17 protein-coding genes are annotated in these 15,461 nt (G+C 72.1%); 14 read left to right on the forward strand and 3 right to left on the reverse strand.

The features are described from left to right. Positions 1–17 precede the first annotated feature (17 nt). From AB0O93_RS00665 to AB0O93_RS00680, 4 genes are all read left to right on the forward strand, one after another. Positions 18–983, forward strand: coding sequence for a TIGR03885 family FMN-dependent LLM class oxidoreductase (locus AB0O93_RS00665; protein WP_363339548.1), 966 nt, complete (start codon positions 18–20; stop codon positions 981–983). Next, a complete protein-coding gene (locus AB0O93_RS00670) occupies positions 980–2,638 on the forward strand; it encodes an alpha-amylase family protein (protein WP_363339550.1) in 1,659 nt (552 codons plus the stop codon). The genes AB0O93_RS00665 and AB0O93_RS00670 overlap by 4 nt, the downstream gene beginning before the upstream one ends. Positions 2,639–2,732: 94 nt before the next feature. Beyond that, complete coding sequence (locus AB0O93_RS00675; protein ID WP_363339552.1) at positions 2,733–3,266, forward strand: pyridoxamine 5'-phosphate oxidase family protein; 534 nt, start codon at positions 2,733–2,735, stop codon at positions 3,264–3,266. Between the two features lie 12 nt (positions 3,267–3,278). Continuing rightward, entirely contained in the window at positions 3,279–3,674 is a 396-nt protein-coding gene (locus AB0O93_RS00680) for a PPOX class F420-dependent oxidoreductase (protein ID WP_363339554.1), read from the forward strand. Positions 3,675–3,681: 7 nt separating this feature from the next. On the opposite strand, the gene AB0O93_RS00685 is transcribed toward AB0O93_RS00680, so the two are convergent. Next, positions 3,682–4,866, reverse strand: a complete 1,185-nt coding sequence (locus AB0O93_RS00685) for a CoA transferase (protein WP_363339556.1) — start codon at positions 4,864–4,866, stop codon at positions 3,682–3,684. A 62-nt stretch (positions 4,867–4,928) separates the two neighbouring features. Here AB0O93_RS00685 and AB0O93_RS00690 point away from each other — a divergent pair, with 62 nt between their 5' ends. From AB0O93_RS00690 to AB0O93_RS00735, 10 genes are all read left to right on the forward strand, one after another. Further along, on the forward strand, positions 4,929–6,113 hold the full coding sequence (locus AB0O93_RS00690) for an acyl-CoA dehydrogenase family protein (protein ID WP_363339558.1): 1,185 nt from the start codon (positions 4,929–4,931) through the stop codon (positions 6,111–6,113). Positions 6,114–6,210: 97 nt separating this feature from the next. Continuing rightward, positions 6,211–7,026, forward strand: a complete 816-nt coding sequence (gene pcaH / locus AB0O93_RS00695; protein WP_363339560.1) for a protocatechuate 3,4-dioxygenase subunit beta — start codon at positions 6,211–6,213, stop codon at positions 7,024–7,026. Next, the gene (pcaG, locus tag AB0O93_RS00700; RefSeq protein WP_363339562.1) at positions 7,026–7,595 is read left to right on the forward strand and encodes a protocatechuate 3,4-dioxygenase subunit alpha; all 570 of its coding nucleotides are present in this window, start codon (positions 7,026–7,028) and stop codon (positions 7,593–7,595) included. The genes pcaH and pcaG overlap by 1 nt, the downstream gene beginning before the upstream one ends. Continuing rightward, on the forward strand, positions 7,585–8,964 hold the full coding sequence (locus AB0O93_RS00705) for a lyase family protein (RefSeq protein ID WP_363339564.1): 1,380 nt from the start codon (positions 7,585–7,587) through the stop codon (positions 8,962–8,964). Before pcaG ends, AB0O93_RS00705 begins: the two co-directional genes overlap by 11 nt. After that, on the forward strand, positions 8,961–9,797 hold the full coding sequence (locus tag AB0O93_RS00710; protein ID WP_363339566.1) for an alpha/beta fold hydrolase: 837 nt from the start codon (positions 8,961–8,963) through the stop codon (positions 9,795–9,797). The genes AB0O93_RS00705 and AB0O93_RS00710 overlap by 4 nt, the downstream gene beginning before the upstream one ends. Next, positions 9,794–10,204, forward strand: coding sequence for a 4-carboxymuconolactone decarboxylase (gene pcaC, locus AB0O93_RS00715; protein ID WP_053548853.1), 411 nt, complete (start codon positions 9,794–9,796; stop codon positions 10,202–10,204). Before AB0O93_RS00710 ends, pcaC begins: the two co-directional genes overlap by 4 nt. 104 nt (positions 10,205–10,308) lie before the next feature. After that, positions 10,309–11,049: a 3-oxoacid CoA-transferase subunit A gene (locus tag AB0O93_RS00720; RefSeq protein ID WP_363339568.1), complete on the forward strand. Its 741-nt coding sequence runs from the start codon at positions 10,309–10,311 to the stop codon at positions 11,047–11,049. Continuing rightward, the gene (locus tag AB0O93_RS00725) at positions 11,046–11,717 is read left to right on the forward strand and encodes a 3-oxoacid CoA-transferase subunit B (RefSeq protein WP_363339570.1); all 672 of its coding nucleotides are present in this window, start codon (positions 11,046–11,048) and stop codon (positions 11,715–11,717) included. The genes AB0O93_RS00720 and AB0O93_RS00725 overlap by 4 nt, the downstream gene beginning before the upstream one ends. Further along, complete coding sequence (locus AB0O93_RS00730; RefSeq protein WP_363339572.1) at positions 11,714–12,880, forward strand: thiolase family protein; 1,167 nt, start codon at positions 11,714–11,716, stop codon at positions 12,878–12,880. The genes AB0O93_RS00725 and AB0O93_RS00730 overlap by 4 nt, the downstream gene beginning before the upstream one ends. Positions 12,881–12,918: 38 nt before the next feature. Further along, complete coding sequence (locus AB0O93_RS00735) at positions 12,919–13,692, forward strand: IclR family transcriptional regulator C-terminal domain-containing protein (RefSeq protein WP_363339574.1); 774 nt, start codon at positions 12,919–12,921, stop codon at positions 13,690–13,692. Between the two features lie 15 nt (positions 13,693–13,707). Here AB0O93_RS00735 and AB0O93_RS00740 read toward each other — a convergent pair whose 3' ends face one another. Beyond that, positions 13,708–14,049 carry a DUF2834 domain-containing protein gene (locus AB0O93_RS00740; RefSeq protein ID WP_363339576.1) on the reverse strand — a complete coding sequence of 114 codons (342 nt, stop codon included), beginning with the start codon at positions 14,047–14,049 and terminating at the stop codon, positions 13,708–13,710. 126 nt (positions 14,050–14,175) lie between these two features. Continuing rightward, positions 14,176–15,447 (reverse strand): MFS transporter, encoded by a 1,272-nt coding sequence (locus AB0O93_RS00745; protein ID WP_363339578.1) that lies wholly within the window; start codon positions 15,445–15,447, stop codon positions 14,176–14,178. Positions 15,448–15,461 lie beyond the last annotated feature (14 nt).

Genomic DNA, 15,461 nt, shown 5'->3' on the forward strand with positions numbered 1-15,461 from the left:
GGCGCGAGGGTGGGGGGATGGATGTCATCGGCTATCACGCCTCGCACGAGCAGTTCCCGCCGAGCGCCCTCCTCGAGTGGGTCGCGCTCGCGGAGCAGGCCGGTTTCGACGCCGCGATGTGCTCGGATCACCTCGCCCCGTGGGGTGTGCGTCAGGGGGAGTCCGGCTTCTCGTGGAGCTGGCTGGGGGCGGCGCTCGCCCGCACGTCGTTCTCCATCGGGTCGGTCTCCTCGCCCGTGCAGCGCATGCACCCGGTCGTCTCGGCGCAGGCCATCGCGACGCTGGAAGAGATGTTCCCGGGGCGGTTCTGGACGGCGCTCGGCAGCGGCGAGGCGCTCAACGAGCACGTGACCGGTGACGGATGGCCGGAGAAGCCCGAACGCGACCGGCGCCTGGACGAAGCACAGTCCGTCATCGCCCGGCTCCTCGCCGGCGAGGAGGTGACCCACGACGGCCGCGTGCGCGTGCACGAGGCGCGACTGTGGACGCGCCCGGAGGCGCCGCCGCCCCTGTTCGCCGCCGCCGTGAGTGTCGAGACCGCCGTGCGCGTGGCACCGTGGGCGGACGGTCTCGCCACCGTCGCCCGGCCGCGCGAGACGCTCGAGCGGGTGCTCTCCGGGTACCGGGATGCCGGGGGCCGCGGTCCTGCGGCGCTGCAGGTGCACGTGTGCCTGACGGACGACCTCGACGAGGGCATGCGCGTCGTGCGCGATCAGTGGCGTCACGGGGCCCTCCCGCCGACGCGGCTGTGGGACATCGCCTCACCCGAGGAGTTCGACGCCGCAGCGTCGCGTGTCACCGACGAGGAGCTGCGCGAGAGCGTGCTCCTCTCCGACGACGCCGGCGAGCTGGCCGCCCGGATCGCCGATCTCGTCTCGGTCGGCTTCGACCGGGTCTACCTCCACGAGGTGGGTCCGGACCAGCGCGGGTTCATCGAGCGCGCCGGCCGCGAGCTCCTCCCGGCCCTGCGGGCGATCGTATGAAGCCCGCGGACACCGCCGACCTGTGGTGGAAGTCGGCGATCTACTACTGCCTGGACGTCGAGACCTATCTCGATGCGAACGGGGACGGCATCGGCGACCTCGAGGGTCTGGCCGAGCGCATCGATTACCTCGCCGACCTCGGCATCACGTGCCTGTGGCTGATGCCGATCTACCCGACCCCCGACCGCGACGACGGGTACGACGTCAGCGACTTCTACGGCATCGACCCGCGGCTGGGCACCCACGGCGACCTCGTGGAGGTCATCCGGATGGCGCGGGATCGCGGCATCCGCGTGATCGTCGACCTCGTGGTCAACCACACCTCCGACCGGCATCCGTGGTTCGTCTCCGCCCGCCGCAGCCGCACCTCGCCCTACCGCGACTTCTACGTCTGGACCGACGAGGCTCCCGCCGATGCGCCGAACATGATCTTCCCGGGCGAAGAGGATTCGATCTGGGAGTACGACGAGAAGACCGAGCAGTACTTCCTGCACACGTTCTACCGGCACCAGCCCGATCTCAACATCGCCAACCCGAAGGTCCGCGACGAGATCGCGAAGGTCATCGGCTTCTGGGTGAAGCTGGGCATCTCGGGTTTCCGTGTGGATGCCGTGCCCTTCCTCATCGAACCGCCCGACGGCGAGGACATGGGCGACCCGCACGCCTTCCTGCGAGACCTCAAGCGGTTCCTCCGACGCCGGAGCAGCGAGTCGATGCTGCTGGGCGAGGTCAACCTCCCCTACGACGAGCAGCTGGAATACTTCGGCGGTCCCGAGGGGGGCGAGCTCGACCTGCAGTTCGACTTCGTGGGGATGCAGGCCCTCTACCTCTCGCTCGCGCGGCGTGACACGACGCCGCTGCGCACGGCGCTCGAGGCGCGGCCGGATCTGCCGGTTGAGGCGGGCTGGGCGAACTTCGTCCGTAACCACGACGAGCTCACCCTCGACAAGCTCAGCGACGAGGAGCGGGAAGAGGTCTTCGCCGCGTTCGCACCCGACGAGAGCCAGCGCATCTACGACCGCGGGATCGTCAAGCGGCTCCCGACGATGCTCGACGGCGACCCGCGCCGCCTCCGGATGGTCTACAGCCTCATGTTCTCCCTCCCCGGTGCCCCCGTCCTGTTCTACGGAGAGGAGATCGGGATGGCCGAGGACGCGCGCGTCACCGATCGCCTCGCCGTCCGCACCCCCATGCAGTGGACCCCGGAGGTGAAGGGCGGCTTCTCCACCGCGGCGCCCTCGACGTGGCCGGGTCAGTTCCCCGAGGACGGCTACGCGCCGCGCTTCGTCAACGCCGCCGCCCAGCGAAACGACCCCGACTCGCTGCTGCAGTTCGTCCGCCACCTCACCTCGCGCTACCGCACGAGCCCCGAGATCGGATGGGGCGAGCTGCGCATCTTCGCGCAGGAGAACGACGCCCTCCTCGTCCACGGGGTGCGCAGCGACCTCGGCCACCTCATCGCCGTCCACAACTTCGACGACGTGCCGTGCGTGGCGCGCATCGACGTCGGCGACGAGCCGGAGGGCACGATCCTCAGCGACCTCTTCGGCGCGGGCGTGCATCGCGCAGACAAGGCGGTCATCGAGATCGATGTGGCACCGTACGGCTGGCACTGGTTCCGCGTCCATCGGCCGGGGGAGGAAATCCTCGTCTGATCCGTCCCGCGTCCGGCCGGAGTGGGACGAAGGGCCTTGAACGGATGCCCCCACCGGCGTTGACTGGAATTCCGGACGTTCATGGGAGGTCGGTATGCACGCGCCATCACCCGAAGTGGAAGTGCTCGAGGTCGCCGAGTGCTGGCGCCTGTTGCGCATCGGCCATCTCGGCCGGATCGCCGTCGTCGACCCCGACGGCTCGCCCGACCTGTTCCCGGTCAACTACGTCGCCGGCGCCGACGCGCTGTTCCTCCGCACTGCGCCGGGAGCGAAGCTGGATGCGTTCGCCGCGGGGCGGCCGGTCGCCTTCGAGATCGATCGGGAGAATCACGGAGACGTGTGGAGCGTGGTCGTCCGGGGTCGCGCGCGCATCCTCGAGACGGATGCCGAGGTCGAGGCATCCGGCGTCCGGGGTCTGCGCTCGGCGGGGTCGTGGGTGAAGAACGAGGTGGTCCGCGTCGATCCGGAGCGGGTGAGCGGGCGCCGGTTCCTCCGCCCGTCGCGGAGCGCGGCGTCCGGCGCAGTGGGGACGGCCGCATCCGACGTGCATGTCGGCCACGACGGCAACGACGGCAAGCCCAAGCCGATCCCGCACCTGCCGCCGCGCCCCGGGGGCTCCGCGGTGTGATCGAATGAACGGGTGCCCACGCTTGCGGATCTGACCGAGGACGGGCGGCGTTTCGTCTCCGACCGTCACCTGGCCACGCTGTCGACCATCGGTCCGACCGCGCTGATCCACGCGGTCGCGGTCGGATTCACCGTGGCCGACGGTGTCGTGCGGATCATCACCGGCGACGGGACGCAGAAGGTCCGCAACGTCGAGCGCGACGGCCGGGCGACCGTCGCGCAGGTGTCGGGGCCGCAGTGGCTGAGCATCGCCGGGCGCGCGGTGATCGAGCGCGATCCCGCTGCCGTGCGGCGTGCCGAAGAGCTGTACACCGAGCGCTACCGGCCGCCGCGGGTGAACCCGAAGCGCGTCGTGATCCGCATCGAACCCGAGCGCGTGATGGGCTCGTCGGGGCTGTTCGACGGCTGATGACGCGCTACGCGACGCCGGAGAGCCAGCGCAGGATCCTCTCGCGATCGGCATTCCTCGCCGGGGGCGCTTTGGAGTAGTCGAGGTCCCCGCTCGACCAGCGGATCGGATGCCGGACGGTGGGAACGCCTGCTCCGGCGCCGCCCGCGGCGACCACCGGGTCGAGTCCGAGGTCCTCGGCCATCCGGATGCCGCCGGCGATGTCGTTGAGCGGTCCGCACGGCACGCCCGCGTCCCGCAGTCGCGCCGCCCACTCCGCCGCGGGTCGCGCCCGCAGTGCCTCGGTGAGGAGGGTGTGCAGGACCACGCGATGCGCGTTGCGCGCGGGCATCGTCGCGAATCGGGCATCCTCGGCGAGGGCGGGGGTCTCCAGCACGGCGCACAGGCGGGTGAAGTGCCGGTCGTTGCCCACCGCGATGACGAGCGTGCCGTCCGCCGTGGCGAAGGGCTCGTAGGGCGCGAGGCTCGGGTGCGCGTTGCCGAGCCGGCCGGGGCTCGCGCCGGCGGCGATCACCGCCGACGCCTGGTTCACCAGGCCCGACAGAGCGGAGGTCAGCAGGTCCACTTCGATGCGCTGGCCTTCTCCGTCGCGTTCCCGCGCGTGCAGGGCGCCGAGTATGCCGACAGCGGCATGGAGGCCGGCGAGCACGTCCACGACGGCGACGCCCACCTTCGTCGGCGGTCCGTCCGGATCTCCGGTGACGCTCATGAGACCCGACGCCGCCTGGGCGAGGAGGTCGTAGCCGGGGAGGGCGGCACCGGCGCCGGAGCCGAACCCGGTGAGCGAGGCGACGATCAGCGACGGATGCCTCGCCCGCACGCTCACGGCGTCCAGGCCGAACCGCGCGAGCGCGCCCGGACGGAAGTTCTCGACCATCACATCGGCGCGCGCGACGATCCGGTGCGCGATCGCGAGGTCGTCGGCATCCGCGAAGTCCAGGCTGAGGGCGAACTTGTTGCGGTTGACGGAGAGGAAGTACGTGCTCTCGTCGCCCCGGACCGGGGGTCGCCATCGGCGGGTGTCGTCGCCGTCGGGCGACTCGACCTTCACCACCAGCGCCCCCATGTCGGCGAGCAGCATGGTTGCGTAGGGGCCCGCGAGGACACGGCTGAAGTCCGCCACGACGACGCCCGCGAGCGGGCCGTGCGTCGGCCGGTCGAACGCGCGGGAGAGCTCGGCGGGATCGATCATGGGATCCATCTTGCTCGCCCCTCCGCGGGCGCGGTGGTGCACACTCGAAGCGGAGGCGCGACATGACCCACACATCCGCGGCGGATCTCCGCCGCGCCCTGGACCTCATGGACATCGAGTCGGAGTTCACCGACGACGAGCGGGCGGGCAGGGACCGCGTGCGGGACTTCGTGGACCGCCGCATCCGTCCGCACATCGCGGACTGGTACGACCGGGCGCACTTCCCCCGCGAGCTGATCCCCGAGATGGCGGAGCTCGGCCTTTTGGGGATGCATCTGCACGGCTACGGCTGCGCGGGGCGCTCGGCGGTGGAGTACGGCCTCGCGATGGCCGAGCTCGAGGCCGGGGACTCCGGCATCCGCACGTTCGTGTCGGTCCAGGGCTCGCTGGCGATGTCGGCCATCGCCAAGCACGGCACCGAGGCGCAGAAGCAGCGGTGGCTCCCCGGTATGGCGGCGGGGCAGATCATCGGATGCTTCGGTCTCACCGAACCGGATGCCGGGTCCGACCCGGGCGGGATGGCCACGACCGCGCGTCGCGAGGGCGACGACTGGGTCATCGACGGCGCCAAGCGCTGGATCGGGCTCGCGTCCATCGCCGACGTCGCCGTCGTCTGGGCGCGCGCGGAGGACGGCGTGCGCGGATTCCTCGTCCCGACGGACACCCCCGGCTTCACGGCCGTCCCCATCCCGGAGAAGCTGTCGATGCGCGCGTCCATCCAGTGCGACGTCACGCTCGAGGGGGTGCGGGTCCCCGCCGATGCGATGCTCGATGTGCGCGGGCTCCGCGGTCCCTTCTCGTGCCTCAACGAGGCACGGTACGGCATCGCGTGGGGGGCGGTCGGTGCGGCGCGGGATGCCGCCGAGCAGGCGCTCGCCTACGCCCTCGCGCGCCGTCAGTTCGACCGCCCGATCGCGTCGTTCCAGCTCACGCAGCGGAAGATCGTCGAATGGGCCCTGGAGATCCAGAAGGCGCAGCTCCTCGCCCTCCGACTCGGACGCCTGAAGGATGCCGGACGGCTGGAGCACCACATGATCTCGGTGGCGAAGCTCAACAACACCCGTGCGGCGATCGAGATCGCCCGCGACGCGCGCACCGTCCTCGGTGGGAACGGCGTCACCCTGGAGTATTCGCCGCTGCGTCACGCCAACAACCTCGAGTCCGTCCGCACCTACGAGGGCACCGACGAGGTCCACACGCTGATCCTGGGGGAGCGCATCACGGGGATCCCGGCCTTCCGCGGCTGAGGGCGATCTTCCTTCCCATTGGGCGGGAATACCTCCGTCGTGCGCCCGGTCGCGCCGCACCATGGAGTGCCCGATCGTCATGTCGAGGGAGACATCCATGACCGAGACCCCGTCCGCGGCCGCGCCGGAGACGCTCCTGGCGTCGCCGGACCAGGTGAGCCAGGCCGCCATCACGCAGGAGATCATCGACGTTCACGCCGCGGCGGAGCGCCGGGTGGCGGCGGGGGAGGACGTCCCCGCCACCCTCTACGACTTCCCGCCGTACCGGTCCAGCATCCTGCGGCATCCGACGAAGAACCCGAAGCTGGTCGACCCCGAGACCATCGAGCTGTTCTCACCGGCGTTCGGGCAGCGCGACGTCGCCGCGATCGAATCCGACCTCACCCTGCAGCACACCGGCGAGCCGCAGGGAGAGCGCATCACCGTCAGCGGCACGCTGCGCGACTCGTGGGGGCGCCCGCTGCGCAACCAGCTGATCGAGATCTGGCAGGCCAACGCCGCCGGACGCTACATCCACCAGCGCGACCAGCATCCCGCCCCGCTCGACCCGAACTTCACCGGTGCCGGACGCATCGTCACCGACGACGCCGGGGCGTACCACTTCACCACGATCAAGCCCGGTGCCTACCCGTGGAAGAACCACGTCAACGCGTGGCGGCCGGCGCACATCCACTTCTCGGTGTTCGGATCGGCGTTCACACAGCGGATCGTCACCCAGATGTACTTCCCCGGCGACCCCCTGTTCGCGCTCGACCCGATCTACAACACCATCCGCACCCAGAAGGACCGCGATCGCCTCATCGGGGTCTACGACCACGACCTCACCGTCCCGGAGTTCTCCATGGGCTTCCGATTCGACATCGTCGTCGACGGTCCCGACGCCACGTGGTTCGAGAACGAGGGAGACCACTGATGAGCGAGCAGTCCGAGACCCGCGAACGCCTCGCCCCGACCCCCGGGCAGACCGTCGGGCCCTTCTTCGCGTACGGCGTGGAGTACCCGAAGATGAACCAGGTCGTCTTCCCGCACTCCCCGGGGTCGATCGTGCTGCGCGGCACCGTCACCGACGGGCACGGCCACGCGATCCCCGACGCGTTCATCGAGATCTTCTCCGCCGACACAGACGGCTCCGTGCCGCGCGCGCGGGGGGCGTTCCGGCGCGACGACCACACCTTCACCGGCTTCGGGCGCACCTTCACCACCGACGACGGGCACTGGGAGTTCTGGACGCGGAACCCCGGCGCCGCGGAGGGCAAGGCCCCCTTCATCGCCGCGATCGTCTACGCACGGGGCCTGCCGAACAAGCTGCACACGCGCATCTACCTCCCGGACTCGCCCGAGCTCCTCGCCGCGGACCCGTTCCTGTCCTCGTTGACCCCCGAGGAGCGCGATAGTCTCATCGCAACGCGCACGCCCGACGGCGGACTGCACTTCGACATCCGGCTGCAGGGCGAGAAGGAGACCGTCTTCCTTGCCTTCTGACGTCCCCGGATTCGATCTGGGACTGCTCTCGCCGGTCACCGCCGGCCATGACGACCTCGTCTCGGACCGGCTCTTCCTCGATGCCCTCGTCTCCGCGGAGGTCGCGCTCGTCGAGGCGTACGGCACGATCGGTCTCGCGCCCGCCGAGGTCGTCGCCGCGATCCGGGTGGAGTTCCGCGCGGATCGCGGCGTCCGTCCGTCCTCGGGGATCGATGCGGCGGCACTCGCCACGGATGCCGTGGCCGGAGGCAATCCGGTCATCCCGCTGGTCGGGGTGATGAAGGCCCGCGTGCCCGCGGACGCGCGGGAGTGGGTCCACCGGGGCGCGACGAGTCAGGACATCTGGGACTCGGCGATCATGATCGTCGCGAAGGGTGCCGTCGCGCAGGTGTCGCGCTCCGTCCGCAACGCGCAGGAGTGGCTGCTGCAGCTCGCCGAGCGGCATCGCGACGACGTCGTCGTCGCGCGGACGCTCACGCAGCACGCCGTCCCCACGACCTTCGCGCTGCGGGTGGTGAACTGGCAGCGGGGTCTCCGCCGCGCCGTCGCTCGACTGAACGCCCTGGAGTTCCCCGCGCAGCTCGCCGGCGCCGGCGGGACCCTCGCCTCGTTCGTGGAGGTCGCCGGTTCGCCGGAACGGGCGGAGGAGCTCGTCGCGTCGTTCGCGGAGCATGCCGGGCTGGACGCCCCCGACGGGCCGTGGCACGTCCTCCGGCATCCCGTGACCGAGATCGGCGACGCGCTCGTCCAGGCGCTCGACGCGCTCGGCAAGCTCGCCGCTGATGTCGCGACCCTCAGCCGCACCGAGATCGGCGAGGTCGCCGAGGGTAACGGCGGCGGATCCTCCGCGATGCCGCAGAAGCAGAATCCCGCCGAGGCCGTGCTCATCCGCTCCGCCGCCCTGCGCGCGCCCCAGCTCGGGGCGACGCTCCACCTCGCCTCCGCGCTCGCGGTGGACGAGCGTCCCGACGGTGCGTGGCACGCCGAGTGGCCGACGCTCCGGGAGCTCCTTCGACTCGCGCTCGGTGCCGCGTGGCACGCCGCATCCCTCACCGCGCATCTCCGGGTCGACGCGGCGGCCGCGGCGGCGCACGTGGACGACACCGGGGGACTCGTGCTCGCCGAACGTCTCTCCCTGGTCCTCGGGCCACGCGTCGGACGTGAGGACGTCGCCCAGCTGGTCGCCCGCGCGGGCGCGGGGGAGGACCTCGGCGACCTGGTCCGGCGTCTCATCTCCGGGCACGACCTCGGCCTCGACGCCGACACCCTGCTCGACCCGGCGGGCTACACCGGCCTCGCCGACGTCCTGGTCGACCGTGCCCTGCACGCCGACGGCCGCACCGCCGCTCCCCGCGAGGAGGACGCATGACCATCCCGACGCTGTCGTTCACCGCGCCGCTCGGGCCGGCCGGGGCGCCGCTGGTGGTCCTCGGGCCCTCGCTCGGCACCTCCACGATCCTCTGGGAGGACGTCGTCCCCGCGCTCTCCGCGCGGAACCGGGTCGTGGCCTGGGATCTGCCCGGACACGGCGCCTCCGCGCCGGCTGACGCGCCCTTCTCCGTCGCCGACCTCGCCGACGCCGTCGCGGAAGGTGTGCGGGCGCTCGCGGACGGCCCCGTCTCCTACGCCGGCGTCTCACTCGGGGGCGCGGTGGGACTCGAGCTCGGCCTCCGGCATCCGGAGCTCGTCGACCAGCTAGCGATCGTCGCCTCGGGTGCGCAGCTCGGCGACCCCACGGCCTGGCACGAGCGCGCGGCGACCGTGCGCGCGCAGTCGACGTCGGTCCTGATCGTCCCGTCGGCGCAGCGCTGGTTCGCGCCGGGGTCGATCGAGCGCCGCCCCGAGCTCTCCGGGCGCCTTCTGCACGCGCTCCGCGACGCCGACGCCGAGAGCTACGCGCGGTGCTGCGAGGCGCTCGCCGACTTCGACGTGCGCGCGCGCCTGTCGGACCTGCGGATGCCGGTCCTGGCGCTGTGGGGCGAGCACGACGCCGTCGCCCCCGAGGCGAAGGCGCGCGAGATCGGCGACGGTGCGGCCGACGGTCGCGTCGCGCGACTCGCGGGGGTCGCGCACCTCCCGCCCGCGGAGGATCCCGGAGCGACGGCGGCGGCGCTGGCGGAGTTCTTCGGACCGGTATCGGGTTCCGACGGCCGCGACCACGACGACCGCGACGACCACGAGCGCGAGCAGGAGCAGCGATGACCGGGACGACCCGACCCGACGGCGACGGCCTCACCGACGGCGAACGCCACGCGCAGGGCATGGGGGTGCGTCGCGAGGTGCTCTCGGACGCCCACGTCGACCGGGCGATCGCGGCCACGACGCCCCTCACCGCCGACTTCCAGGACCTCATCACCCGGTACGCCTGGGGGGACATCTGGTCGCGCCCGGGACTGGACCGCCGCGCGCGGTCGGTCGCGGTGCTCACCGCTCTCATCGCCCTCGGGCACCACGAGGAGCTCGCGATGCACCTGCGCGCGGCGCGGCGGAACGGGCTGAGCATGGAGGAGATCCAGGAGGTCATCCTCCAATCCGCGATCTACTGCGGCGTCCCGGCGGCGAACACCGCTTTCCGCATCGCCTCGGAGGTCTTCGCCGCCGGCGAGTGACCCGCACCCTGCCTCCTCTGCTCTGGCGCGGAGGCTCTGTGCGGCGTACACTGATCGTCATGCGCACACCTGTGCGCAATGCGAACACTCCCCGAGGAGGCGACGTGATCGACAAGACCGTGACGGATGCCGCGGCCGCGGTGGCCGGCATCCCCGATGGTGCGACCGTCATGATCGGCGGGTTCGGCCGGGCGGGACAGCCCGTGGAGCTCATCGACGCGCTCATCGCCCAGGGCGCGGACGACCTCACGATCGTCAACAACAACGCCGGCAACGGCGACACCGGCCTCGCCGCGCTCCTCGCGACCGGCCGCGTGCGCAAGATCATCTGCTCCTTCCCGCGTCAGCACGATTCGTGGGTCTTCGACGACCTCTACCGCGCGGGGCGCATCGAGCTCGAGCTCGTCCCGCAGGGCAATCTCGCCGAGCGGATGCGGGCCGCGGGCGCCGGGATCGGGGCCTTCTTCTCGCCGACGGGCGTCGGCACGCAGCTCGCCGAGGGCAAGGAGCCCCGCACGATCGACGGCCGGGACTACGTCCTCGAGTATCCGATCCGCGCGGACGTCGCCCTCATCTCCGCGCTCGCCGGCGACCGCTGGGGGAACCTCGTCTACCGCAAGACCGCGCGGAACTTCGGTCCCGTCATGGCCACGGCCGCGACGACCACCGTCGCCCAGGTCGACCGGGTCGTCGACCTCGGCGACCTCGACCCGGAGGCGATCGCGACCCCCGGCATCTTCGTCGACCGGCTCGTCTCCGTCGGCGAGCGCCGGTGGCTGGAGGACGGCCGCTTCCGCGGCGGCGTGGACATCGAGGGTCGCCCGACCGAAGGAGCAGCGCGATGACCGCGAGCCGGATCTCCCGTGACGACCTCGCGCGCCTGATCGCCGCCGACATCCCGGAGGGGGCCGTGGTCAACCTCGGCATCGGTGCACCGACGCTCGTCGCCGACTACCTCCCCGAGGGGCGCGAGATCATCCTGCACACCGAGAACGGGATGCTCGGCATGGGCCCGGCGCCCGCGCCCGACGCGATCGACCCGGACCTCATCAACGCGGGGAAGCAGCCCGTGACCGAGCGCCCCGGCACCGCCTACTTCCACCACGCCGACTCGTTCGCGATGATGCGCGGCGGGCACCTCGACGTGTGCGTGCTCGGTGCGTTCCAGGTCTCCGAGAACGGCGACCTCGCCAACTGGTCGACGGGCGCCCCGGGGGCGATCCCCGCCGTCGGAGGCGCGATGGACCTCGCCATCGGTGCGAAGGACGTCTTCGTGATGACCGACCTGCTGACGAAGCAGGGCGGCGCGAAGCTCGTCGCCGCGTGCACGTACCCGCTCACCGGTGTCGGCTGCGTCAGTCGGGTCTACACCGACCACGCCGTCTTCGACGTCACCCCGGACGGATTCCGGGTGCGGCAGCTGTTCGGCGAGAACACCGTCGAGCTCCTGGAGGAGCTGACGGGACTGCGGCTGCAGCATCCGTTCGAGAAGGAAGAGGACGTCCCCGCATGAGCACCTACATCCACGACGCCGTCCGGACCCCGTTCGGCCGCGCCGCCGGCGCCCTCTCCGGCGTGCGACCCGACGACCTGGCCGCGGTGGCGCTGAAGGCGATCGTCGAGCGCTCCGGTCTCGACCCCGCCCGCATCAACGACGTGATCCTCGGGGATGCGAATCAGGCGGGGGAGGACAACCGCAACGTCGCCCGCATGAGCGCGCTCCTCGCCGGGTACCCGACGTCGGTGCCGGGTGTGACGGTCAACCGCCTGTGCGGCTCGAGCGTCGAGAGCGTCATCCAGGGCGCGCGCGCCATCGAGGCAGGAGATGCCCGTGTGATCGTCGCCGGCGGCGTCGAGTCGATGAGCCGGGCTCCCTTCGTGGTCGAGAAGTCCCCCCGCCCGTGGCCCGCGGTGGGAAATCAGACGCTGTGGAACACCGCGATCGGCTGGCGCATGACCAACCGTGCGCTCGGGACGGAGTGGACGATCTCCAACGGGCAGTCGGCGGAGAAGCTCGCGCGCATCCACGGCATCTCCCGCGAGGCGCAGGATGCCTTCGCCCTCCGCAGCCACCGCCTGGCCGCGGCCGCGTGGGAGGCCGGCGCGTACGACGCCGAGATCGTCCAGGTTCCCGGACACGAGCTCGCCCGGGACGAGGGCATCCGTTCCGACACGACGCTCGAACGCCTCGCGGGGCTGAAGGCCCTCTTCGCCACGGACGGCAGCGTGACCGCCGGGAACTCCTCCTCGATCAACGACGGGGCCTCGGCGCTGCTCCTCGCCGGCGAGGGAGAGCTCGACGGCGAGCCGCTCGCCCGCATCGCCGGCCGTGCGGCTTTCGGAAACGACCCGGACGTGTTCGGTGTCGCGCCGGTGGAAGCCGCCAACCGGGCCCTCGCCCGCGCGGGCAAGACGTGGGCGGACGTGGACCTCGTCGAACTCAACGAGGCGTTCGCGTCGCAGAGCCTGGCGTGTCTGCAGCTGTGGGACGAGCTCGATCCCGAGATCGTCAACATCCACGGCGGCGCGATCGCCATCGGGCACCCGCTCGGCGCCTCGGGCGGGCGCATCATCGGGCACGCCGCCCACGAGCTCGCCCGTCGCGGCGGGGGTGTCGCGGTCGCGGCCCTGTGCATCGGCGTCGGCCAGGGGCTCGCGGTCGTCCTCGAGCGGTGAGCGCGGCGGCGGGTCCGCTCCCCGGTACCGTGGGGGGCGTGCGGGAATCAGCGGACTTCGTGCAGTCCCTCGCGCGGGGCCTCGGCGTCATCCGCGCGTTCGACCGCGACCACCCCTCGCTGCGCCTCAGCGACGTCGCGCGTCGCGCGGACCTCACCCGGGCGGCGGCACGGCGATTCCTGCTCACGCTGGAGGAGCTCGGCTACGTCCGCTCCGACGACGGGGTGTTCTCGCTGACCCCGCGGGTGCTCGAGCTCGGGTTCAGCTACCTCTCCGCCGCCCGGCTCCCCGCCCTCGTGCAGCCTCACCTGGTCGACCTCGCCGAGCGCATCGACGAGAGCGCGTCGGCGGCGGTGCGCGACGACACCGACATCGTCTACGTCGGTCGTGTCGCCCCGCGCCGCATCATGAGCGTCGGCATCACCGTCGGCACACGCTTCCCCGCCGCGTCGACGAGCATGGGGCGCGTGCTGCTCGCCGCGCTCGACGACGCCGAGGTGCGCGCGATCCTGGAGCGCTCGACGCTCGAGGCGCACACCGCCGCGACGCTGACGGAGCCCGACGACCTCCTCCGGGCGGTGGCGCTCGTGCGGGCGCGGGGGTGGGCGCTCGTGGACGGCGAGCTCGAGACCGGCCTCCTCTCGGTCGCCGCCCCCGTCCACGATGCGCGCGGACGGGTCATCGCCGCGGTCAACGTCGCCCTCCCCTCGGCACGGATCGGCGCCGACCGGGCGCGGAGCGACATCCTCCCCGCGCTCGTGGAGACGGCCCGTCGCATCGACGAGGACCTCCGGCTCCAGCAGCCGGGGTGATCCTCGCGCGGCGCGCTACGACTGCGCGCGGGCGAGCTCGGTGATCCGCCGCTGACGCATCGCCAGGAAGAGCGGGAAGGTGAAGGCGAACGCGGTGAGCGCGGAGCCCACGACGTAGAGCCAGCCGAAGCGCATCCGCAGCCGGCGCGCCTCCACGAGGATGAAGACGCTTCCGGCGGCCGCGACGACGAAGAGGTCGACGGTGATCGACGACACCGCGGGACCGCTCGTGACGAGGTCGGTGACGAAGTCGTTCATCTGCACGATCGCGAGCGCGTTGAACCACCACGTCCCCACGAGACCGACGACGGCGATGACGAGGTAGGCGATCGCGAGCGGCGTGAGATGGCGGGTCATGGGCGCATTCTCGCGCGGATGCCGGGGTCCGCGGCATCCGCCACGCCTTTCGTGTGGCGCTCGTGGCCCCCTCGACGCGTGCGAGGGGGCGACACGCGCCACCTGAGCGTCGGCGTCAGCGGCGGGTCAGCGGCGGACGAGGGCCGAGGCGATCCCGGCGCCGAGGACGACCGCGGCCGCGACGACCGGCGCGACCAGCGCGACGGAGGCCCCGCCGGCTTCGGCGACCAGCCCCGTCACCGCCGCGCCCGCGGACTGGCCGACGACGACGCCCGAACCGAGCATCGTCATCACCGTCGACGAGCGGCCCCGTGGGCTGTGCCGGGCGGCGAGGCTGTACTGCGTCACGAGGGTCGGGCCGATGCCGATGCCGATGAGCAGCAGGCACAGCGCCATGCCGGCGACGTCCTGGGCGAGGGGCAGCGTGAGCGTGCCGGCGAACAGGATCGACCCGAACACGAGCCACCGCGCGGTGAGGGTGAAGCGCGCCGGGAACAGGGCGACGCCGAGAGCGAGGGCGGCGGAGCCGATCCCCATCGCGCCGTAGACGAGGCCCGCCTGCTCGGGAACGCCCCGCTCGTCCATGAACGCCGTGAGGGAGGTGAGCATCGTCCCGAAGAACAGGCCCATCCCGAGCGTGCCGAGGACGGTGGTCACGAGCGCCGGTGCGGCGAGCTCGCGCGCGGGCGCCTGGACGATGTCGGTGGCCGCGGTGATGGCCTGACCGCCGTCCGTGCGGACGGGTGCGGGACCGGCGGATGCCGGGTGCGCCGTCGCGGTGCGTCCGGTGGGGTGCAGGGCGAACGCCGTGACGAAGATGAGGGCGAGCACCGCGGCGCCGACGACGGGGGCCACGGGGTTCAGGGTCGTGGCGAGGAGCCCGACGATGACGGGGCCGAAGACGAAGACGATCTCGTCGGCCGCCGACTCGTAGGCCATCGTGCCGTTCAGCACCTTCTCCCGCCGATCGCGGGCGAAGGCGCGCCCGATGATGCCGACGAGGCGACTGCGGGAGAGGGGCGCGACCTGCGGCATCGAGGCGCCGATCGCGAACGCGACGGCCAGGAGCACGGCATCCGGAGCGGGAGAGAAGGCCAGCCACGACAGGGCGAGCAGAAGGAGGGCGTTGGCGGTCCCCGCCACGAGGAGCACCGGGCGCTGGCCGAAGCGGTCGGCGGCGGCCCCGAGGAGCGGGCCGATCAGGGCGGTGCCGAGCCCCGTGGCGGCGGAGGTGAGCCCGCCGAGGGCCAACGACCCGCGCGCGGCGACGATGAGCGTCAGGATCCCGACGACGAGCATCGCGAACGGCAGGCGCGCGATGAGGGCGATGGGGAAGTAGGCGACCCCCGCTTCGCGGAGGAGGGAGGTGCGTGGTGGTGCGGCGATCGTCTTGTACATCTGCTTCCTGTGTG

The sequence above is a fragment of the Microbacterium sp. NPDC077184 genome, from assembly GCF_040687055.1.
GTDB lineage: Bacteria > Actinomycetota > Actinomycetes > Actinomycetales > Microbacteriaceae > Microbacterium.